This window comes from Dickeya sp. CFBP 2040 (assembly GCF_012273755.1).
In the GTDB taxonomy this organism is placed as follows: Bacteria; Pseudomonadota; Gammaproteobacteria; order Enterobacterales; family Enterobacteriaceae; genus Dickeya; species Dickeya poaceiphila.
The window spans coordinates 154380-174458 of sequence record NZ_JAAVXH010000113.1 but is presented as its reverse complement, the minus strand read 5'-3'; the positions used below and the strand labels follow the sequence as shown (position 1 = coordinate 174458).

The following is a 20079-nucleotide window of genomic DNA, read 5'->3' as shown; positions in this document are numbered from 1 at the left end:
CCGGCCGCGCCTGTCTCTCCTTCTCCTGTTCTCGTTCTTTTCCCCGCTCATCCCCTTTTGCCGGGCTTATCCTCCTGGCATGAATAGAAGCGCGAAAGCGTGATTCAGTCATCTGCTGGTCGTGCCGCCTTCCGGTACAGCCAGTCACGGATAAATACCGCAATCTGCGGTGGCTGGTTCAGATCCAGACACGGCAGGGAAGAGATTTAAACACAATTCTTCCATGAACCTGGTGTCATAAGATTGATCGGTGCCTGCACGCTGGTGTAGACAGCGATACCAAACTTAACGCTTTCGATTTGCTGATGTTTAGGGCGTAAAAAAGCCCGCGGCATGGAGCGGGCTTAGGAACAAGGCTGGGGATTAATGCAGAATTTGCGCCAGGAAAGTTTGAGTGCGTTCCGATCTCGGCGTCGTGAAGAAAACATCTGGTGGAGCCTGTTCGACGATCTCACCCTGATCCATGAAGATCACCCGGTCTGCTACGGTGCGGGCAAAGCCCATCTCGTGCGTCACACACAGCATTGTCATACCATCTTCGGCCAGTCCCAGCATGGTATCCAGCACCTCTTTTACCATTTCAGGGTCCAGTGCTGATGTTGGCTCGTCAAACAGCATGATCTTGGGTTTCATGCAGAGTGAGCGAGCGATGGCGACACGCTGTTGCTGGCCGCCGGAAAGCTGGCCCGGATATTTATGAGCATGGGCGGCGATGCGTACACGTTCCAGATAATGCATGGCCAGCGCTTCGGCTTCTTTTTTGGGCGTATTACGTACCCAACACGGCGCTAATGTGCAGTTTTGCAGCACGGTCAGATGCGGGAACAGGTTGAAATGCTGGAATACCATGCCCACTTCGGTTCTGATTTTTTCGATATTGCGGCTGTCGTGGTTAAGCTCAATGCCATCTACGGTAATGCGACCTTGTTGATGTTCTTCCAGATGGTTGATACAGCGGATCGTGGTTGATTTGCCGGAGCCTGATGGCCCGCACAACACAATACGTTCACCCTGTTTTACTTGCAGGTTGATATCTTTCAGTACGTGGAACTGCCCATACCACTTATTCACATTTTCCAGCGTGATCATGTAGTCGGAAGAAGATGTTAATGTGTCCTGGTTCATGGATAACCTCAATGGGACTTATGTCCAGTATCAAAACGTTTTTCTAAATGCTGGCTATAGCGCGACATGCTAAAGCAGAAGATCCAATAGATAATGGCAGCAAAGACGTAGCCTTCTGTGGACATGCCGAGCCAGGCCGGGTCAACCGTTGCTTGTTGGATACTACTAAACAGGTCGAACAGGCCGATGATAATCACCAGGCTAGTGTCCTTGAACAGAGCGATAATGGTGTTGACGAGGCCGGGGATCACCATTTTTAGTGCCTGAGGAAGGATCACTAACCCCTGCATACGCCAGTACCCCAGAGCCAGAGACTGCGCTGCTTCATATTGCCCTTTCGGCAGCGCCTGCAAGCCGCCACGTACCACTTCAGCCACGTAGGCTGACTGGAACAGAATGACCCCAACCAGCGCGCGCAGCAATTTGTCGATGTTGGTGCCTTCCGTCAGGAACAAAGGCAGCATCACGGAGGACATGAACAGCACGGTAATAAGCGGTACGCCGCGCCAGAACTCGATGAAAATCACGCATAGCGCACGCAGCACCGGCATGTTGGAACGTCGTCCCAGCGCCAGCAAGATCCCCAACGGCAACGCACCCGCGATGCCGATTGCTGCGATAATGATGGTCAGCGTCAGGCCGCCCCATTGGCGGGTTTCCACACGTGTCAGGCCGCCAAAACCGCCGAATAGCAACCACCAGGCGATCAACGGATAGAGAACGCCCCAAATGGCGATGTAACGTCCACGACGCGGCATGTTGCGCCAGAACATCGGCAGAATACTCAGCAGCGCCAGTACCAGTGCAAAATTGATGCGCCAGAGTTCTTCACGTGGGTAAAGCCCATACATAAATTGTTCGAATCGAGCATGAATGAAGACCCAGCACGCGCCGTCGCTGGTACAATCTGCACGACTGGAGCCAATCCAGTTAGCCTTGAGAATGGCCCAGTTTAGTAGCGGTGGGATTAAGGTCCACAGCAACCAGAGACAAGCTAAGGTCAGTAGGCTATTGGTGATATTGGAAAACAGGTTCTGTTTCGCCCAGATGATAGCGCTGCTGATGCGTGTCGGATGGGATGGTGTGTGTGTCGTCATGGTCATCCTGTTCCTTTAGCGCTCAATTAAGGCGATTTTCCGGTTATAGATGTTCATCAGTAATGAGATCAGCAGGCTGATAATCAGATAGACCGACATGGTGATGGCAATGGTTTCAATGGCTTGCCCAGTCTGGTTCAGCACCGTACCTGCGAACAGCGATACCATATCCGGATAACCGATGGCGGCAGCCAGCGACGAGTTTTTTACCACGTTCAGATACTGACTGGTCAATGGTGGAATAATTACGCGCAGCGCTTGAGGCAAAATGACTTTGCGTAATGTCACCGGTTTAGGCAGCCCTAATGATAAGGCTGCTTCATGCTGCCCACGAGAGACTGATTGAATACCTGAACGAATGATTTCGGCGATAAACGATGAGGTATACACCGATAATGCCAGCGCCAACGCTGCCAGTTCAGGGATAAGCACCAAACCACCGCTAAAGTTAAAACCTTTGAGAACCGGAAAGTCCCAGTGTAATGCCCGACCAAAGATCAGGTGAGAGAGGCCCAGCAAGACAATCAGCATCGTCAGAGGAATAGGCCAGTAACGACGTCGTTGACCGGTTAGTTCATGGTAACGATTGTTGCGACGATGTAAGGCGATGCCATAGCCAATAGAGACGACCAGCACGAGGAACGACGGGAGCGCTCCAGGGCCAAACTCAGCAGCCGGAATATACAGGCCACGGTTGCTAAGGAAAAAGGTATCGAAAGCATTTACTGCCTGACGTGGGCCTGGCAGATTGCGTAATACCGCAAAATACCAAAAGAAAATTTGCAGTAATGGCGGAATATTACGAAACGTTTCGATGTAAATTGTTGAAAGTTTACGCAGCAGCCAGTTATCAGACAGCCGTGCCAGACCGACGATAAACCCCAGTAGTGAGGCGCAGATAATACAAATCGCTGAAACCAGCAACGTATTAAGCAGGCCAATGACAAAGACTCTGGCATAAGAGTCATCCTGATCGTAGTCAATCAGGTGCTGGACAATGCCAAAGCCAGCGCTGTTATTTAAAAAGGCAAAACCTGACGTAATTCCGCGCTGTGAAAGATTGGTGACGGTATTGTGCAGCAGATAAGCGGCGGCAACCACCACGATGACGACAGCAAGGATTTGATACAACCAGGCGCGCACCGCTGGATTAGTCAGTGATAAATCACCTTTCACGGTTGGGCGTTGCAGCATGTTGGAGCCTCAGTAACGGATAAAGCAAGGGCACGTCTGGTTTCCAGCACGTGCCCGGTTTTTCGTCAGGAATCAGCGAACAGCAGGGGCGTACTGAATGCCGCCTTTGTTCCACAGCTCGTTCAGGCCACGTTTGATTTTCAGCTCACTGCCTTGACCTACGTTACGTTCGAACACTTCGCCATAGTTGCCGACTTGTTTAACGATTTTATACGCCCAGTCAGCCGGCAGTTTCAGGTCTTTACCGAAGTTACCCTCTTTGCCCAACAGGTGTGCCATGTCCGGAGTAGTCGGCTTGGCGGTCATCTGGTCAACGTTTTGCGAGGTGATACCCATTTCTTCTGCGTTCAGCATGGCGAACAGCGTCCAGCGAACGATGGCGAACCAATCTTCATCGCCACGGCGTACCACCGGTCCCAGCGGTTCTTTGGAGATTACTTCCGGCAGTACGACGAAGTCTGCCGGTTTACCCAGCTTGATACGCAAGGCGTACAACTGGGACTGGTCGGAAGCCAACGTATCGCAACGACCAGAATCCAGCGCTTTGGCGCTTTCGTCAGAACGGTCAAAAGTTACCGGCGTGTACTTCATGTTGTGGGTCTTGAAGTAGTCGGCCACGTTCAGTTCGGTGTCGGTGCCTGCCTGAATACAAACAGTGGCGCCGTCCAGCTCTTTAGCGCTTTTCAGCCCGGCTTTGTTATGGGCCAGGAAGCCGATACCGTCGTAGTAGGTCACACCAGTGAACAGCAGGCCCATGCTGCCGTCGCGGGAGGAGGTCCAGGTAGTGTTACGGGACAGCAAGTCTACCTCACCAGACTGCAGGGCGGTGAAGCGCTCTTTGGCGGTCAGCGGAGTGAATTTGACCTTATTGGCATCGCCAAAAATGGCAGCAGCGACGCCACGGCAGACGTCAACGTCGATACCGGAGTATTTGCCGTTGGCATCGGCATACGAGAAACCAGGAAGCCCATCACTGATACCACACTGCACGAACCCTTTCTTCTGGATGGCATCAAGGGTTGCGCCTGCATGTGCCTGGTTGATGAAGGCAAACAGTGAAGCGCTGGCAACCAGCGTGGACATAATCACTTTTTTCATAATCATCGTATGTGCCTAATGTAATTGTAGTGTGCTGTTGTTGTGTTTGGCGCAGTCATGCTACGCCTGCTCTGTCTGTCGGTGTTGTGTTGCGCACACAACATGCCGTCTCTGATACAAAGCAAAAATGATGCCAGCTTGTGAGTATGCTTATTGGGGGAGGAAACCAAATCGTATCAGCGCCTGTTAGTGACAAATGTGGGGTATGAAGAGATAAATCGAAGGCATGGAATGCACCAAAATGGCGTAATTGTTATTTATTCGAACCAATTCGGTGCATTGCATGTAAATCAAGGGGATTGACGCGCTGCCATGGCCTCAGAGATAGCAATGATGGGCAGTCAGGCTGTCTTTTTTAGTGCAGGGTGCTTCATGGCGGCGCACAGACACGTGGCCGCGTTGAATAGAACAGTAAAGTGGCCCGTAAACCGGGTTACCATCGGTTATTGGCAATGAATGATTAATGTACGATGTGGCGCTGGTAGTATTTTTCCAGCCAGGTCTGCAGCTTGCTCAGTACGGTGCTAAACAGCAGGTAGATGAGCGCGGCTTCGATGTAGAGAATCAGCGGCTCGTAGGTGACCGATACAATCCGTTGTGCGGCCAGAAACATTTCAGGCACCGTGATCACGGCAGCCAGCGAGGTATCCTTGACCAGCGAAATAAAGGTGTTAGCCAGCGGCGGCAGTGACACAAATATCGACTGCGGCACGATTACCCAGCGAATGGCTTGCGCACCGCTCATACCGAGCGAATAAGCGGCATTCCACTGGCCTTTGGGTACGGAAAGAATGGCTCCGCGCACGATTTCCGAACTGTATGCGCCGACATTAAGGCTAAAGCCAATCAGTGCTGCCGGGAAGGCATCCAGCGTGATACCGGCGTTGGGCAAACCATAGAAAATCAGAAATAGCTGCACCAATAGCGGTGTGCCGCGAATCACCCACACATAAAAGTCGCAGATTTTTTTGAGCGGTTTGGGACCGTACAGGCGCAGCAGTGCGACCAATACGCCGAGCATCAAACCGAGAATAAAGGAAAGAATCGCGAGAGGAACAGTGAATGTTAGTCCAGCGGAAAGCAGACTCCAGAAGGAGTCTGCCATGAGTTGTAGCCATGATGGCATATCTATAATAGCTCCGATATCAATGCATTATTTGGAAACATCTTGTCCAAAGTATCGCACAGAAATCGTCTTATAGGTGCCGTCTGCTTTGATTTGATCCAACGCTTTGTTCAGGGCGTCCACCAGTTGCGGCTGGTTCTTGCGTACCAGAATAGCAGACGGGTCGCCGCTTTCGGCGGTGGCGATGACTTTCACATTGGCGTCAGGCTTGTGTTTTTTGAAATCCAGGAATGACAGGTTATCGTTCAGGGTGGCTTCGGCACGACCGCTCAGTACCAGTTCCAGCGACTGGTTGAAGCCGTCGGTCGGTACGATTTCTGCGCCGTAGCTGGTAGCCAACTTGGAGTAGTTGCTGGTCAGGCTTTGGGCGGATTTGTGGCCTTTCAGATCGTTGAACGATTTGATGCTGGTGTTATCACCACGCACGATCAGTACCGATTTGGAGTCGATATACGGTTTGGAGAAGTCATATTTCGCCTGACGTTCTTTGGTTACGCCCACCTGGTTGATAACCGCGTCATAACGTTTGGCGTCCACACCCGCGATCAGTCCATCCCAGCGACCTTCGACGAATTCCGCTTTTACACCCAGTTTTTCCGCTACCGCACGGCCAACATCCACATCAAAGCCGACCAGCTTGCCGGAAGCATCGTGGTAGGTATAAGGCGCGTAAGTGCCTTCGGTACCGAATTTAATCACACCTGCGGCCTTGATGGCGCTGAGATCGTCCTGAGCCTGAGCCAGTACGCTGGTAACCAGTAAGGCGCCGGTAAGTAATGCTAAGCGAGATTTTTTCATCATTGTTCCTGCCAGATATGAGTGTTGCCGTTTTGAGTCAGAAATTCTGCGAATTTACGTGATGTCATGATATTTGCCAAGTATATAAAGGCATGGCTTATATCTGCTATGAATATAGTGAGTACCCGTATTTTTTACCACAGCGTGTCACAGGTCGGTGTGACGGGCGGTCGTGATATACGGTGGTAACAATCGGTTGCCAGACTTGTGCTTTCCCGCCGCAGTCTGTTGCCTGAGGAGGAACTATGAAGCTCAGACTTGCCAGCTATAACGTCGAAAACCTGTTTCATCGTACCGCGATTCTTAACCTACCGGACCCCCAGCAAAGCAGTGAACTGCTTGAAAAAGTACGCCAGCTACAAACGCTGCTGGAAAATGATAAATATGACGATGCCTTGAAAGAGAGGGTTTTTACCCTGACCAGTAATCTCCAGCCTTATATCGACCTGCGTGTTGATGGCGGTTCGCTGGGTAGCTGGAAAAGTGAAGCTGGCAAGACCGGCTTTCGGATTAACAAAAGCTGCCGGGGGCGAGGTGATTGGTTAGGCGAGCTGGTTTTTCGTTCCGAGGCGTTTAGCGACCAGCAGCGAAAAAATACCGGGATGGTGATCAACGCGCTGAAGGCTGACATCCTGTGTGCGGCCGAAGTGGAAAATATGGCGGTGCTGCATGATTTCAACCAGCAGATTCTGGCAGACCAGGCCTTTGCCCAGTATGTCATGATCGACAGTCCGAATGATCCGCGTGGTATTGATGTGGCCTGCCTGACGCGCCACCACATTACCCAACTACGCACCCACATTTTTGATACCAGCGCGTCGTTTTCCCCGCTGTTTAGCCGTGATTGTCTGGAAGTGACGGTTGATGTTGGCCTGACGCAGCCGGTGCATGTGCTGTGTAACCACTTCAAAAGCCAGAATGGGCGTAACGATGAGGAACGCGAGCGGTCTGCCAGACGGCGGCATGCTCAGGCGGAGCGTGTGGCTGACATCGTGCGCGGATACAACCTGCAGCAAGAGTATGTGGTGGTGATGGGGGACTTAAACGAGGATAGCGCCAACCCTTGGCACAGCCTGGTGCCGCTGTTTTCCGTGCCGGATTTGCACCCGGTGGTCGATCCTGCTTTGCCGGAAACAGCACGCTATACCTATTACTTCTCCGGCGGTAAGTCTGGCGAGCGTTTGAACCAACTGGACTATATTTTCATTTCCACGCCGTTACATCAGGCAAAGGTCGACTGGGGCATTGAGCGGCGCGGTATCTATAACATCGACAATATTGCCGCGAAAGAAGGGGCGGAGCCGGTGACGCCGTTCCCGACGGTTACCTCCTGGGATACTGCCGCCTCGGATCACGCCGCTATATGGGTGGAATGTGATCTGGACTGAGCGGGATGAGTACTGAGAAACCAACGGGCCCGCTTTTTGGAAGGCCCGTTGTTTTTTGTCAGTGTCGTCTGTAGGTGTTCGCTGTGTTTTCTCTGTCAGTAAGGCTGTCCGATGTTGATGATGGTACTGATGGTATCGCCAAAGAATGTCAGTCGACTCAGTAAGATACCCAGCAGCGCAATCACGACCGTTGCGACGGAGACGACTGTTTTTTGCCGCTGGCAGGATAAGCCGAATGCAATGATAAAACAGACTAACCCACACCAGAAAAATGGCGATGACTCCCATTGCTCTGATGTCATACGCATGATGGTTCCGCCACTACGCCAGATTAACGGTGCGGCGATCAGTGCCAGAATCAGCAACGTTAATCCGTGACGCAGGGGCGAAATGGCCGACGTTTTATCCAGTAGCGGGAGGGCCGCCGCGCCCATCACCCAGGCCGTCAGCAAATATAAAATCATGGGGAGTCCATTGTTGATAGCGATCATCGCAGGTGCTGCGTAGGTCAGCCCCTGCACAATCACCAGCATGATCCCCATTACGGCGGTCGCTATCACCGTCACCTGTTTTCCATCGGTCAACAGTGCCAGTGCGATAGTGGCAGCAAAGAGTATTGCCGCCAGAATTTCCCGGCTAAGCCATGAATGCTTGAGATTGATAAAGGCGTTATAACCGTGCAACGGGTCTGCCAGATGGAAGGTCGCGCCAATCAATGACACGGCTAGCACCACGCCGGTGATGAACCAGGCTTTGCGTTGTGGCACCGCGTGATCGCACAGACGCCGCCAGGCCAGAAACAGCGCCATGCCAACAGCGGTTTGGCTTAGTGATGTAAAGAAAACCAAAGGTAGCTCATAGTGTTCCATGATTATTCTCCAGCCTGTTTTGGCGTACGAGGCATGATGAAACGCGTTCCAGGGTTCAGCGATGACATGACCGGGTAGCCCGGTGGGTATTGTACAGCGTTGGCGGGAACGGCCTGTTTGTCCAGGTCTATCATGGTTAATGCGCCCACCGGACAGGCTTCAATGCAGGCTGTCTGTAACCCCACATCCAACCGCTCATAGCACATGCTGCATTTTTCGGCTTTGTGGGTGACTTCGTTGAATTTAGGGGCACCGTAGGGGCAACTGCGCAGGCAGTTTTTGCAACCGATGCAGCGCGCCGGGTCGTGCACCACAATGCCGTCTTCACGCTTGGTATAGGCTTCGACCGGGCAGGCATCCAGACAGGCTGGATGCTCGCAGTGATTGCACGCCAGAGAATAAAAAGCCCTCTCTTCGTGAGGGTAGATGGATTTTCCCAGTGGGTAGACATAGCGCCAGAACAGGTCCGGCTCTAACTGATTAAAACTTTTACAGGCCATGGCGCAGCCACGGCACCCAATACATTTTTCACTATCGACCAGGAATGCGCGTCTCATGCTCTGGTTCCTCCCATCACTCTGCTTTGCGCCGGTGCCGACGTTAAGGTGATATCAGCGAACTGACAGTGAATGGCGGAGCCCGGCGCACCCGTCTTCATTTTTCCCATATCTGATGAGGTATCATCGACGACGTTTTGTACGTTAAACGCTTGTTTGTTAAACCAGGCCTCGTACATCAGCAGCATGTCTTGCGGTACGTTGGTGGTCAGTCTGGCTCTGACGGTGACGTCGCCGATGCCATTAAAGACGCGTACCCAATCGAGTTCACGGATACCTTTTTGTTGGGCCGCTACCGGGTGGAGGTAGACAAAAGGTTCCGGGTAGAAGACCTGCATCCAGTCCAGATTGATGAACTGAGAATGCAGGCCGTATAGCGTGTGGGGGGTAAAGAGCTGGAACGGTAAATGTTTCTCTCTTCCTGGCCGGTACTCGGGCAGCAGGGTATGACCATTCTCCTTACACAATGCCGATGTAAATTCGTATTTGCCGGACGGCGTCTTGAACTTGCGATCATGCCAGGCTGCAGAGTGTGGAAGTTTGGCTTTGACCGGACCATCCAACAACGTTTCCCATGACGAGATACCAAACAGCTTGTAGATACTGTCGTTAAACTCTTTTGCCACCCATTCTTTGCCGTCAATATCCTGTGGGAAGGTGCAGGAGCCGGGAGATAATCGGTTCATGGTGCGCGAAAGCGCAGCGGCGATGTCCAGGTCGGATTTGCACTCGTACATCGGTTTAATCGCTGGCTGATTGATAGTCAGCCAGTAGTGCCAATACGATACCGAGATATTCCATTCTTCCATCTGTGTGGTAGCCGGTAACACGATATCGGCCTGTTCCACAGTCTGATTGAAGAATTGGTCTACGCAGACCACCATCTCCAGTTTATTGAAGGCTTTCAACATCTTGTTATGGTCGAAATCCTGGGAGAGTGGGTTTTTGCAAGACACCCATAGCATGCGAATCGGCGGATCGTTGGTATCCAGTATCGATTGTGCGGTTTTATTGATATTCAGGCTGCGATCAGTATAGCTGGATGCTTCTTTAGCGCCGAAGTCGAACTCCCCTTTAGGCCCGCTCTGGCCAGTAAAACCGACAGAACCGGCGGGTTGTTTCTGCATCATGGCGTGGTAGTTGAACCCCCAGGTGTAGAGGTGGCCGTAGCGAGCGCCACCGCCCTCCAGACCGATGTTGCCGCTCATGGCGACCAGTGCGTCAATGGCTCGCACATTGGCACCGCCATTGATGTGCCGCTGCATACCGTAGCCTATCCAGATTGTCGCGGGTTTGACGGCAGTAAATTCTTCTGCAAGCTGACGAATTGTCTGTGCGGGCAAGCCACATTGTTCAGATGCCCATTCAACCGTGACATTTTCCCGCAGGTATTGCGCAAACTCTGGGAACCCCAGCGAATATTGCGTGACAAATTCGTTATCAACCAGCCCGTTATCCAGCAGATGTCGTGCCATACCCAGCGCCAGTGCGCCGTCGGAAGCGGGGCGGATCCGTAAGTACAGATCCGCTTTGGCGGCGGTCTGGGTCAAAATGGGGTCGATGACCACCACTTTGGCTCCGCGCTCCCGCGCCTGATAGAGGTATTTCATACTGTGCAGGGAGCACCAGGCTGGGTTAGCACCCCAGACAATGATGTATTTGGATTTGGCCAAATCTTCAGGGTCGTTGCACCACATATCGCCCATGTCGTAGCTCTGGGCATCAATACCAGCGGGCCAGCACGGCGTACCGACAAAGCGGGTGGTGTAGCCCAGCGAGGACATCATGCCTTCAACGCCATAGTTGAGGATGCCGAGGTTTCCTGAATATTTGGTGAGCGCCAGACCCAGTAGTGAGCCGTCTTTCTTTTTGATTTCCAGGATCTTGTTGGCGATACGCTCCATCGCTTCGTCCCAGGAGATGCGACGCCATTTTCCTGAGCCGCGGCCATCCTGAATCATCGGGTATTTGATCCGGTCAGGGCTGTAGACGCGGCGAGGGTAGGTGAGCCCTTTAAGGCAAGGCATTCCGTGGGTGAAGGTAGACTCTTTTGCGCCGTCAATGTAGGCGATAACGCCATCTTTCACATAGGTTTTCAGGCTACACGTGTCATAGCAGTTTCGCGGACATGAGTTCCGGAAAATCGTATAGCTGTTCGGGTTGTAAGGAATAGGCGCTTGTGCACTAGCTTGACGAGGCAGTAACAAGCCACCGGGTAAGCTGGCCGCAACACCAGTAATGGCGAGTGTTTTTATAAATCGCCGTCTGTCGGGGGAATTGGGGGTGTCACGCATGTGATGTTCTCCATTGCAAATCGAAAAACCAAAGCGATAGCACGTCGACCACCGATGAAATTACCGGTGTTGGCGCATGGTTGTTGATGCGATCGATAAAACGCGGTAACCACTGTCCCAGATGGTCATGGACCAGCCAGTACAGGGCGTCATGCTGTGCTGGTGTGGGAGAGAGACAGGAAAAGAGCAGTAAACAGGCGTCAATCTCGTAAGCGATATGGTCGTCAGGAAGACAATTCTCCTGCGGTACCTCATACCCGAGTTGGTGGTACAGCTGACGGACTTCCAGCGTACATTTCCCCATCATTTGCGGCTCTGCATGCAGATAAATACCGGCATAAGGTGGCGCTGGCAGCGCCATCGGGCCGACGAACAGGCGGTTAAAGTCATACTCGATTTCCAGCCAGTCATCCTGCGTCAGGTTAACGGGTAGCCTCACCCGGTGCTGACAGAGGGTGTGAAGGCGGGTACAGACCGAAGACAGCGAGCCAGATACCGGAAACGCAAAATAATCACGCAGGCATATGCCGATTGTTACCCACTCCTCACGGGAGAAAGGCGCAACCGGTATTGAAGACGGCACAGAAGGGTTCTCTTCGCTAAAGGAGGGGGTGTGCGTATTCATAACGGGCGTTCTCATGTACTGATGAATAATCACACTATAGAACTATGTGGATCGTTCATTTTTTGATTAACCACATTGTTTATACTGATATTCATCGATGACGCGATAATAATCTGTTGATGCGATTGTGATCACAGTTTGCCGTTGGCGGGCGAAAAAAAGATGTGCGTTAAATAGTCCACCACGATTACAAGCTATCTGTGTGACGACAGGGGCGTTTTCTAATCGGCAGAGTGGAGAAAAGGGAATGACAAATCAGTATCGGGTGGAAGGTAAAACCGCGTTGGTGACGGGTGGTGCCCGTGGCATTGGAAAAGCGATTGTTGAACGATTGGCGGCGGAGGGGGCCGCTTTTATTGGTATTCATGATATTGACGATTCACACGCAGCGCAGGAAACAGCAGCAAGAGTGAGAGAACTGGGGGGGCAGGCGGTGGTGATACCCGCTGACTTCGCCGTTGATCCGAAGCAACAAAGTCGGGCGCTCTGGGCGCGATTCCACCAGGCGCTTGAGCAGGCTGGGGGTGGTGGCTTGGATATTCTGGTTAATAACGCTGGTATTTCCCCTCTGGCGACGGTGGAAGACACCTCAGATGATCTGTACGACAAGGTCATGGCGATTAACGTGACAGCCCCGTTTTTCTTGATCCAGTCGGCCGGGCCGTATCTGCGTTTCGGGGGGAGCATTATCAACATCTCTTCTGCCCGTACCCGAATTGCGGCAGCCAACCGGGCGGTATATGCCGCGTCAAAAGGTGCCATTAATGTCCTGACCCTCTCGCTGGCACCGGAATACGGCACACGCCATATTACTGTTAATGCGATTGCACCCGGTGTGACGGAAACCGAGATGGTGAAAACGATGCTGGAGGATGCGGCCATTCGCCAGAAAGCGGAGCGTTATTCCGTTTTCTCGCGTCTTGGTCAACCGCAGGACGTCGCGGCGGTGGCGGTGTTTCTCGCCTCGGCGGATGCCCGTTGGATAACGGGGCAGGTGTTGGATGCGTCAGGAGGCTCGTGTCTGTAAACCGCAGGCTTACGGTGTGATACCGTCAATAAAAAAGGCGCTTACCGTGAAGGAAGCGCCTTTCTTCAGAGATGAACGGATGAGTATCAGTTCATGCCATATTTTTTCAGTTTCTTACGCAGCGTGCCGCGGTTGATGCCCATCATCAGGGCGGCGCGGGTCTGGTTGCCGCGGGTGTACTGCATCACCATGTCCAACAGCGGCTGTTCTACTTCAGCCAGTACCAGCTCATACAGGTCATTCACGTCCTGACCATTCAGTTGAGCGAAATAGTTCTTCAGTGCCTGTTTAACCGAGTCGCGCAGGGGTTTTTGGGTTACCTGAGCCTGAGAGTTTACAGTGGAAACGGTCAGTACGTCAGAATTCACGCGTTGTTCGAACATAGTTCTGTCAGCTCTTTTTCTGTTTACGCAAGATTTTCAAAATATGCCTTCAACGCCTCCAGCTGTTCGCCGGCGTCCTCTATGGCGTTGAATGTGCGCCTAAACTGGTCGTTTGGGGCATGTTCCTGGAGATACCAGGACACGTGCTTACGCGCTATACGAAATCCCTTGCCTGGACCATAAAAGTCGTGCAATTCCCGTATATGCCCGATCAACAAGTGCTTGACCTCTGCCAGTGGCAGGGGCGGCAGCAACTCCCCTGTGTCCAGATAATGCTGGATTTCCCGAAAGATCCAGGGTCTTCCCTGAGCGGCTCGTCCTATCATCAGGGCGTCTGCCCCGGTGTAATCAAGAACCGCTCTGGCTTTGCGCGGGTCAGTAATGTCGCCATTCGCAATAATGGGAATGGAAACACTCTGCTTAACTGTCCGAATGCTGTCGTATTCCGCTGCGCCATTGAACAGGCACGCACGCGTACGTCCATGGACGGTCAGCGCCTGAATACCACAATCTTCAGCCAATTTGGCAATTTCTACACAGTTACGGTGCTCTGGCGCCCAGCCGGTACGGATTTTCAGCGTGACCGGTACATCAACGGCGTTCACCACCGCCGTCAGGATCTGTTTGACCAACGCCGGATACTGCAACAGCGCCGAACCGGCCATCTTGCGGTTGACCTTCTTGGCCGGACATCCCATGTTGATGTCGATGACCTGCGCACCGTTTTCAGCGTTGATTCTGGCCGCGTCCGCCATCTCGTGTGGATCGCCGCCGGCTATCTGTACCGCTCGAATACCTGGCTCATCGCTATGTACCATACGCAGCCGAGACTTGTCCGAACGCCACACTTCCGGATTGGAAGAGAGCATCTCGGAGACCGTCATTCCAGCGCCCATCGCGTGACAGAGCGCCCGAAAAGGGCGATCACTTACGCCTGCCATCGGGGCAGCAATCAAACGATTGGGAAGCTGAAATTGTCCAATGCGCATAGACAAAGAGTGACCATACTGTGCCTGCAAGGGCGCGTATATTACGCATTTTTTACGCGATAGGAAAGGCCAAACTTTGAGCAATTGAGCGGAACAGATCAATGAAATGCTGCATTGCTTTTGCAATGATTTTATTTTTCCTTTATTTACATGATGTTATGTTTTTATTGCTGATTTTATGAACATGGCGGGGAAATTAAACATCTGCCTGAATATGCTGTTTCATCGCATAGAAATAGTGATTGATGGCAATGACAGTACGTTTGTCCAACGAAATATCCATATGAGATACCTGCCGAAACCGTGATGTTCCGGCAGGTGAAAGTAACAGGTCAGACTGGTTTGCAGATGCCGGTAATGCGGCACCACTCTTCCTTCTCCGCTACCGGGTCGAGCTGGAATTGCGCTTCATAGGCTTGTGCCACACTCTGTGCCTGTGAGGCCAGAATACCGGACAGGCCGAGATGGCCGCCAGCCTTCGGTAGCACGCTGATAAGCGGCGCCAGTTCGCGCAGCGGACCAGCCAGAATGTTGGCGACCACCACATCAGCAGACAAGTCTTTGGGCTGATCCTTCGGCAGGAACAGTTCCAGACGTTCAGATACGCCGTTACGTTGCGCGTTGTCGCGGCTGGCCTGAATGGCTTGTGGGTCGATATCGATACCGATAGCGTGGGCAGCACCGAGTTTCAGCGCGGCAATCGCCAGAATGCCGGAGCCGCAGCCGAAATCGATGACGGTTTTGCCGTTTAGGTCCAACCCGTCGAGCCATTGCAGGCACAGCGAAGTGGTGGGGTGGGTGCCGGTGCCAAACGCCAGACCGGGGTCAAGCATCACGTTAACTGCGTTTGGGTCCGGCACATCACGCCAGCTTGGGCAAATCCACAGTCGGTTGCCGAATTGCATCGGATGGAAGTTTTCCATCCATTCCCGCTCCCAGTCCTTATCTTCCAGTTGCTCGATTTTGTGCTGGAAACCGGTGCCGAGCAGCGGTTCGTGTTCCAGCATGGCAACCACCTCAACCATATCGGTTTCGGCGTCGTACAGGCCGATGACATCGGTATCGCCCCACAGGCGGGTTTCACCCGGCAGGGGTTCAAACACCGGCGTGTCATGGGTGTCCTGAAACGTAACCGAGACGGCGCCGCTTTCAGACAGTGCGTCGCCTAATTGCTCCGCGTGTGCACCGGATGTATTGATTTTTAATTGAATCCACGGCATAGCAGCCTCTGACCTTAAAGTGATGAAGATGCGGCAACCGCAGGCGTGGGCTGGCGACCCATACGGTTACCGAGAATAAACGCCATCAGGCTTAATAGCAGCGATGGCACAATCGGATGAAAACCGGCCATCTGGATGTTGAAGCTGGCGAGCAGTGTATAGCTAATGGCACCGCCGAACATCGAACTCAGCGCGCCAGCGGCGTTGGCGCGTTCCCAGTAGAGGCCCAGCACCAATGGCCACAGGAACACCGCTTCCAGCCCGCCAAACGCCAGCAGGTTCAGCCAGATGATCATTTCAGGTGGCCGCCATGATGCCAGCAATACCAGCAAGCCGAGTAGCAGGGTGGTGAAACTGGACAGATGGCGGATATAGCGCTCGTTGTTTATCTTTTGAGGATAGAGGCTCAGGTAGAGATCTTTCACGATCGTTGCGGAAGCCTGCAACAAATGCGCATTAATGTTCGACATGATGGCGGCGGTCGGTGCAGCGAGGAAGATCCCGGCGGCCAGCGGTGGCAGCACGGTGAGCATCAGTTCTGGCAACACCTGATCCGGAATAGTCAGGTTCGGCAGAATAGTGCGCCCCAATGCGCCAGCCAGATGCATACCCAGCATCAGCACGCTGATGACAATCGTCCCGATCATGATGCCACGGTGCAGCGCCTTGCTGTCACGGTAAGAAATGCAGCGCACGGCGGTATTGGGCAGGCCGATCACGCCGAAACATACCAACACCCAGAATGACGTCATGAACGGTGCGGACAGGATCTGATTGCTGCCGTGCGGATCGACCAGCGCCGGGTTGATCTGCGCCAGTTTGCCGACGGCAGCAGGCAAGCCGCCTGCTGTGTAGATCACGCCAGCCAGTAGCAACAGTGTGCCTACCAGCATCACGATACCCTGCAGAGCATCGTTGAGCACACTGGCGCGAAAGCCGCCGAACGCGGTGTAGAGCAGGATGGTAATGCCGAAAATCAACAGCCCGACGTTATAGGGCACGTGGGCTACCGTCTCCAGCAGTCGAGCGCCGCCGATGAATTGCACCGCCATCGCGCCGATAAACGCCACCAGCAGGCTCAGGCTGGCAAACCAGACCAGCAGGCGGCTGCCGTAACGGGCATAGAGCATGTCATTAAGGGTGATAGCGTTGTAGCGGCGGGCCAGAATCGCAAATTTCTTACCGAGAATGCTCAGCGACAACAGCATGGTTGGTACCTGAATCATCGATAACAGTACCCAGCCCAGCCCGTATTTGTAGGCCGCGCCGGGACCGCCAATAAACGAGCTGGCGCTGACATAGGTGCCTATCAGCGTCATCGCCAGCACGAAACCGCCCATCGAGCGATTGCCGATAAAGTATTCGGTGAGAAAATTACCTTGTTGGCGACGCCGCCAGGCATAGACCGACAGACCAAACACCAGTAACAGATAAGCAATCAGCGGCAGGATGACATCACTCTGCATCGTGATTCTCCAGTGAAATATCGCGAAAGATGACGCGAACCATCAGCCAGCACAGACCGATGAACAACAGCGGCAGCGCCAGACAAGCCAGTTCGAACCAGTGCGGCAAGCCGGTCGGGCCAGGGCGGTTGTCGGGCAAATAGGCAAAAAGTACCCAGGCTAGCAGATAGGCCAGCGTCAGTATCAGTGACCAGCGGGCTTCGCGGTGGGCCTGAAGAAAGCGTTTATCCATGATTTCCCCTTAAGTCCTGCAGGAATTCGAGCGCATGTGTATGGATGACACAAAACAGGGGATTTTACGGCATGTCAGCCAATTGCCCAGCGAAAAATTGGTGTAGTGGTGTAGAACGCGGTGAGTTGTGGGTAAACAAAAACGGGCCGACGCAGGCCGACCCGTTTTATCCGTGCGGAGGATTACTGCAGACCGAGTTTCTTCTCCAGATAGTGGATGTTGGTGCCACCATGCTGGAAGTTTTCGTCGGACATGATGCGCATCTGCAATTCCACATTGGTCTTGATGCCATCAATGATCAGCTCAGCCAGCGCATTCTTCATACGGGAAATGGCGATATCGCGGCTTTCACCGTACGTGATCAGTTTGCCGATCATCGAATCGTAATGCGGCGGTACGGTGTAACCGGCGTAAATATGCGATTCCCAACGTACGCCAAAACCGCCCGGTGCGTGGAAACGGGTGATTTTACCCGGACTCGGCATAAAGGTATTCGGGTCTTCGGCGTTGATACGGCATTCCACCGCGTGACCACGTACTTTCACTTCTTCCTGCTTGATGGACAGCGGCTGACCCGCAGCAATGCGCAACTGTTCTTTGATCAGGTCCACACCGGTGATCATTTCGGTTACCGGGTGTTCGACCTGAATACGGGTGTTCATTTCGATGAAATAGAACTCGCCGTTCTCAAACAGGAATTCGAAGGTACCGGCGCCGCGGTAGTTGATGTCCACACACGCCTTGGCGCAGCGTTCGCCGATATAGCGACGCAGATCGGCGGTAATGCCCGGCGCTGGCGCCTCTTCGACCACTTTCTGGTGACGGCGCTGCATGGAACAGTCACGCTCCGCCAGATAGATGGCGTTGCCCTGGCCGTCGGCCAGTACCTGGATTTCCACGTGACGTGGATTTTCCAGGAATTTTTCCATGTAGACCATGTCGTTGTTGAACGCCGCTTTGGCTTCCGCACGGGTCATAGCGATGGATTGCTCCAGATCTTTTTCGCTACGCACGACGCGCATACCGCGACCGCCGCCGCCGCCAGAGGCTTTGATAATGACCGGATAGCCAATGCGCTTGCCGATAGCGCGATTCTTATCCATGTCGTCGCCCAACGGGCCGTCAGAACCCGGTACGCAGGGAACGCCAGCTTTCTTCATCGCGCTGATAGCAGACACTTTGTCGCCCATCAGGCGGATAGTGTCGGCACGCGGACCGATGAAAATGAAACCGGAACGCTCAACCTGCTCAGCGAAATCGGCATTTTCAGACAGGAAACCGTAACCGGGGTGGATAGCCACCGCACCGGTAATTTCCGCCGCCGCAATGATAGCTGGAATATTCAGGTAGCTTTTTGGCGACGGAGCCGGGCCGATACACACGGTTTCGTCCGCCAGCAATACGTGTTTCAGATCGCGGTCCGCCGTGGAATGCACTGCGACAGTTTTGATGCCTAGCTCTTTACAGGCACGCAAAATACGCAACGCAATCTCACCACGGTTGGCGATGACAATTTTATCTAGCATGGTAAGCCTCGTTATTCGATGACAACCAGTGGCTCGTCAAACTCGACCGGCTGGCCGCTTTCAACCAGAATGGCTTTCACCACGCCCGCTTTGTCCGCTTCGATCTGGTTCATCATTTTCATAGCTTCAACGATGCACAGGGTATCACCTACTTTCACCTGCTGGCCGACTTCCACGAAGGGTTTCGCGTCCGGACTTGGCGTGCGATAGAAGGTGCCGACCATCGGCGAACGTACCATGTGGCCGCTGATGGCTGCCGGTGCGGCGGCTTCTGCTGCGGCTGGCGCGGCTGCCGGAGCGGCGGCTGGTGCGAACTGCTGCGGCATCGGCGCGTAGGCCTGTTGCATCACCGGGTAGCTGCCCGGTGCCGGGGCACGGCTGATACGCACGGACTCTTCGCCTTCGGAGATTTCCAGTTCGGCGATGCCAGATTCTTCAACCAGTTCGATCAGTTTCTTGATTTTACGAATATCCATGAATGTGGTTCCGTACTCTTGTTAATTGGAAACGGTTAGTTGGGTGTTGACAGGCGTTTTACTGCCGTCTGTAAACCATAATGGTATCCATCTGCGCCCAGGCCGCAGATCACCCCAGCCGATACATCTGACAAGTAGGAGTGGTGGCGGAAGGGTTCACGTGCGTACACGTTGGTCAGGTGGATTTCGATAAACGGGATGGCGACCGCCAGCAGGGCATCCCGCAGCGCCACACTGGTGTGGGTAAATGCTGCCGGGTTAATCAGAATGAAATCGGTGTTTCCTCTGGCCTGATGGATACGGTCAATCAGCTCATGTTCCGCATTCGACTGCAGGTGGGAAAGACGCACGTTCAGCGCTGCCGCATTCTGCTCCAGTCGGCTTACTATCTCCGCCAGTGTCACATGACCGTATTTATCCGGCTCACGTGTTCCCAGCAGATTCAGGTTTGGACCGTTAAGGAGCAAAATGTGAAACTTGTCTGCCATTGTGCTGCTATCTCCCTCGATTGGCTCAGTGGCGCACAACATAACGCGAAGCTATCCGTTTGTCACCCTCTGCGGAGTGAAAATATCCGTTTTCATTCGCA

The 20079-nt window shown here is 53.4% G+C and carries 20 protein-coding genes; 2 read left to right on the top strand and 18 right to left on the bottom strand.

The window, feature by feature from the left end:
* Positions 1-363: 363 nt before the first annotated feature.
* The 6 genes from Dpoa2040_RS17630 to Dpoa2040_RS17605 form a co-directional block, all read right to left on the bottom strand.
* On the bottom strand, positions 364-1125 hold the full coding sequence (locus tag Dpoa2040_RS17630) for an amino acid ABC transporter ATP-binding protein (protein ID WP_042867866.1): 762 nt from the start codon (positions 1123-1125) through the stop codon (positions 364-366).
* Positions 1126-1133: 8 nt separating this feature from the next.
* On the bottom strand, positions 1134-2222 hold the full coding sequence (locus tag Dpoa2040_RS17625; protein ID WP_168642072.1) for an amino acid ABC transporter permease: 1089 nt from the start codon (positions 2220-2222) through the stop codon (positions 1134-1136).
* A gap of 15 nt (positions 2223-2237) precedes the next feature.
* Positions 2238-3416, bottom strand: a complete 1179-nt coding sequence (locus Dpoa2040_RS17620; RefSeq protein ID WP_168642071.1) for an amino acid ABC transporter permease — start codon at positions 3414-3416, stop codon at positions 2238-2240.
* Positions 3417-3488: 72 nt separating this feature from the next.
* Positions 3489-4514, bottom strand: a complete 1026-nt coding sequence (locus Dpoa2040_RS17615) for an amino acid ABC transporter substrate-binding protein (RefSeq protein ID WP_168642082.1) — start codon at positions 4512-4514, stop codon at positions 3489-3491.
* 460 nt (positions 4515-4974) lie between these two features.
* Entirely contained in the window at positions 4975-5640 is a 666-nt protein-coding gene (locus tag Dpoa2040_RS17610; RefSeq protein ID WP_042867870.1) for an amino acid ABC transporter permease, read from the bottom strand.
* Between the two features lie 27 nt (positions 5641-5667).
* On the bottom strand, positions 5668-6438 hold the full coding sequence (locus Dpoa2040_RS17605; RefSeq protein ID WP_168642070.1) for an amino acid ABC transporter substrate-binding protein: 771 nt from the start codon (positions 6436-6438) through the stop codon (positions 5668-5670).
* Positions 6439-6683: 245 nt separating this feature from the next.
* Between Dpoa2040_RS17605 and Dpoa2040_RS17600 the strand changes: the two genes are divergently transcribed.
* Positions 6684-7826, top strand: a complete 1143-nt coding sequence (locus tag Dpoa2040_RS17600; RefSeq protein ID WP_168642069.1) for an endonuclease/exonuclease/phosphatase family protein — start codon at positions 6684-6686, stop codon at positions 7824-7826.
* 95 nt (positions 7827-7921) lie between these two features.
* Here Dpoa2040_RS17600 and Dpoa2040_RS17595 read toward each other — a convergent pair whose 3' ends face one another.
* Genes Dpoa2040_RS17595 through Dpoa2040_RS17580 form a run of 4 tightly spaced genes read right to left on the bottom strand, consistent with a single transcriptional unit; the run spans position 7922 to position 12171 of the window.
* Complete coding sequence (locus tag Dpoa2040_RS17595) at positions 7922-8695, bottom strand: DmsC/YnfH family molybdoenzyme membrane anchor subunit (RefSeq protein WP_168642068.1); 774 nt, start codon at positions 8693-8695, stop codon at positions 7922-7924.
* A gap of 2 nt (positions 8696-8697) precedes the next feature.
* Positions 8698-9252, bottom strand: a complete 555-nt coding sequence (locus Dpoa2040_RS17590) for a 4Fe-4S dicluster domain-containing protein (RefSeq protein WP_168642067.1) — start codon at positions 9250-9252, stop codon at positions 8698-8700.
* Positions 9249-11546 carry a molybdopterin-dependent oxidoreductase gene (locus tag Dpoa2040_RS17585; protein WP_168642066.1) on the bottom strand — a complete coding sequence of 766 codons (2298 nt, stop codon included), beginning with the start codon at positions 11544-11546 and terminating at the stop codon, positions 9249-9251. Before Dpoa2040_RS17585 ends, Dpoa2040_RS17590 begins: the two co-directional genes overlap by 4 nt.
* Positions 11539-12171 carry a molecular chaperone gene (locus Dpoa2040_RS17580; RefSeq protein ID WP_246867326.1) on the bottom strand — a complete coding sequence of 211 codons (633 nt, stop codon included), beginning with the start codon at positions 12169-12171 and terminating at the stop codon, positions 11539-11541. The genes Dpoa2040_RS17585 and Dpoa2040_RS17580 overlap by 8 nt, the downstream gene beginning before the upstream one ends.
* A gap of 247 nt (positions 12172-12418) precedes the next feature.
* On the opposite strand from Dpoa2040_RS17580, the gene Dpoa2040_RS17575 reads away from it, so the two are divergent.
* Positions 12419-13198 (top strand): SDR family NAD(P)-dependent oxidoreductase, encoded by a 780-nt coding sequence (locus tag Dpoa2040_RS17575; protein ID WP_168642065.1) that lies wholly within the window; start codon positions 12419-12421, stop codon positions 13196-13198.
* A gap of 86 nt (positions 13199-13284) precedes the next feature.
* Here the strand turns inward: Dpoa2040_RS17575 and fis are convergent, their stop codons facing one another.
* The 8 genes from fis to aroQ form a co-directional block, all read right to left on the bottom strand.
* On the bottom strand, positions 13285-13581 hold the full coding sequence (gene fis / locus Dpoa2040_RS17570) for a DNA-binding transcriptional regulator Fis (protein WP_012883002.1): 297 nt from the start codon (positions 13579-13581) through the stop codon (positions 13285-13287).
* 23 nt (positions 13582-13604) lie between these two features.
* On the bottom strand, positions 13605-14570 hold the full coding sequence (dusB, locus tag Dpoa2040_RS17565) for a tRNA dihydrouridine synthase DusB (RefSeq protein ID WP_168642064.1): 966 nt from the start codon (positions 14568-14570) through the stop codon (positions 13605-13607).
* A gap of 332 nt (positions 14571-14902) precedes the next feature.
* Positions 14903-15790: a 50S ribosomal protein L11 methyltransferase gene (gene prmA, locus Dpoa2040_RS17560; protein WP_168642063.1), complete on the bottom strand. Its 888-nt coding sequence runs from the start codon at positions 15788-15790 to the stop codon at positions 14903-14905.
* Positions 15791-15804: 14 nt separating this feature from the next.
* On the bottom strand, positions 15805-17256 hold the full coding sequence (gene panF / locus Dpoa2040_RS17555) for a sodium/pantothenate symporter (RefSeq protein ID WP_168642062.1): 1452 nt from the start codon (positions 17254-17256) through the stop codon (positions 15805-15807).
* Positions 17246-17488: a YhdT family protein gene (locus Dpoa2040_RS17550; protein ID WP_042867881.1), complete on the bottom strand. Its 243-nt coding sequence runs from the start codon at positions 17486-17488 to the stop codon at positions 17246-17248. Before Dpoa2040_RS17550 ends, panF begins: the two co-directional genes overlap by 11 nt.
* A gap of 182 nt (positions 17489-17670) precedes the next feature.
* Entirely contained in the window at positions 17671-19014 is a 1344-nt protein-coding gene (gene accC / locus Dpoa2040_RS17545) for an acetyl-CoA carboxylase biotin carboxylase subunit (RefSeq protein WP_042867883.1), read from the bottom strand.
* Between the two features lie 11 nt (positions 19015-19025).
* Positions 19026-19490: an acetyl-CoA carboxylase biotin carboxyl carrier protein gene (gene accB / locus Dpoa2040_RS17540; RefSeq protein WP_168642061.1), complete on the bottom strand. Its 465-nt coding sequence runs from the start codon at positions 19488-19490 to the stop codon at positions 19026-19028.
* A 35-nt stretch (positions 19491-19525) separates the two neighbouring features.
* Positions 19526-19978, bottom strand: a complete 453-nt coding sequence (gene aroQ / locus Dpoa2040_RS17535) for a type II 3-dehydroquinate dehydratase (protein ID WP_168642060.1) — start codon at positions 19976-19978, stop codon at positions 19526-19528.
* Positions 19979-20079: the final 101 nt, after the last annotated feature.

Bases quoted from the DNA above. Each gene is read 5' to 3' on its own strand.
- Dpoa2040_RS17630 (WP_042867866.1), bottom strand. From the start codon at position 1,125: ATGAACCAGGACACATTAACATCTTCTTCCGACTACATGATCACGCTG.
- Dpoa2040_RS17625 (WP_168642072.1), bottom strand. From the start codon at position 2,222: ATGACGACACACACACCATCCCATCCGACACGCATCAGCAGCGCTATC.
- Dpoa2040_RS17620 (WP_168642071.1), bottom strand. From the start codon at position 3,416: ATGCTGCAACGCCCAACCGTGAAAGGTGATTTATCACTGACTAATCCA.
- Dpoa2040_RS17615 (WP_168642082.1), bottom strand. From the start codon at position 4,514: ATGAAAAAAGTGATTATGTCCACGCTGGTTGCCAGCGCTTCACTGTTT.
- Dpoa2040_RS17610 (WP_042867870.1), bottom strand. From the start codon at position 5,640: ATGCCATCATGGCTACAACTCATGGCAGACTCCTTCTGGAGTCTGCTT.
- Dpoa2040_RS17605 (WP_168642070.1), bottom strand. From the start codon at position 6,438: ATGAAAAAATCTCGCTTAGCATTACTTACCGGCGCCTTACTGGTTACC.
- Dpoa2040_RS17600 (WP_168642069.1), top strand. From the start codon at position 6,684: ATGAAGCTCAGACTTGCCAGCTATAACGTCGAAAACCTGTTTCATCGT.
- Dpoa2040_RS17595 (WP_168642068.1), bottom strand. From the start codon at position 8,695: ATGGAACACTATGAGCTACCTTTGGTTTTCTTTACATCACTAAGCCAA.
- Dpoa2040_RS17590 (WP_168642067.1), bottom strand. From the start codon at position 9,252: ATGAGACGCGCATTCCTGGTCGATAGTGAAAAATGTATTGGGTGCCGT.
- Dpoa2040_RS17585 (WP_168642066.1), bottom strand. From the start codon at position 11,546: ATGCGTGACACCCCCAATTCCCCCGACAGACGGCGATTTATAAAAACA.
- Dpoa2040_RS17580 (WP_246867326.1), bottom strand. From the start codon at position 12,171: ATGAATACGCACACCCCCTCCTTTAGCGAAGAGAACCCTTCTGTGCCG.
- Dpoa2040_RS17575 (WP_168642065.1), top strand. From the start codon at position 12,419: ATGACAAATCAGTATCGGGTGGAAGGTAAAACCGCGTTGGTGACGGGT.
- fis (WP_012883002.1), bottom strand. From the start codon at position 13,581: ATGTTCGAACAACGCGTGAATTCTGACGTACTGACCGTTTCCACTGTA.
- dusB (WP_168642064.1), bottom strand. From the start codon at position 14,570: ATGCGCATTGGACAATTTCAGCTTCCCAATCGTTTGATTGCTGCCCCG.
- prmA (WP_168642063.1), bottom strand. From the start codon at position 15,790: ATGCCGTGGATTCAATTAAAAATCAATACATCCGGTGCACACGCGGAG.
- panF (WP_168642062.1), bottom strand. From the start codon at position 17,256: ATGCAGAGTGATGTCATCCTGCCGCTGATTGCTTATCTGTTACTGGTG.
- Dpoa2040_RS17550 (WP_042867881.1), bottom strand. From the start codon at position 17,488: ATGGATAAACGCTTTCTTCAGGCCCACCGCGAAGCCCGCTGGTCACTG.
- accC (WP_042867883.1), bottom strand. From the start codon at position 19,014: ATGCTAGATAAAATTGTCATCGCCAACCGTGGTGAGATTGCGTTGCGT.
- accB (WP_168642061.1), bottom strand. From the start codon at position 19,490: ATGGATATTCGTAAAATCAAGAAACTGATCGAACTGGTTGAAGAATCT.
- aroQ (WP_168642060.1), bottom strand. From the start codon at position 19,978: ATGGCAGACAAGTTTCACATTTTGCTCCTTAACGGTCCAAACCTGAAT.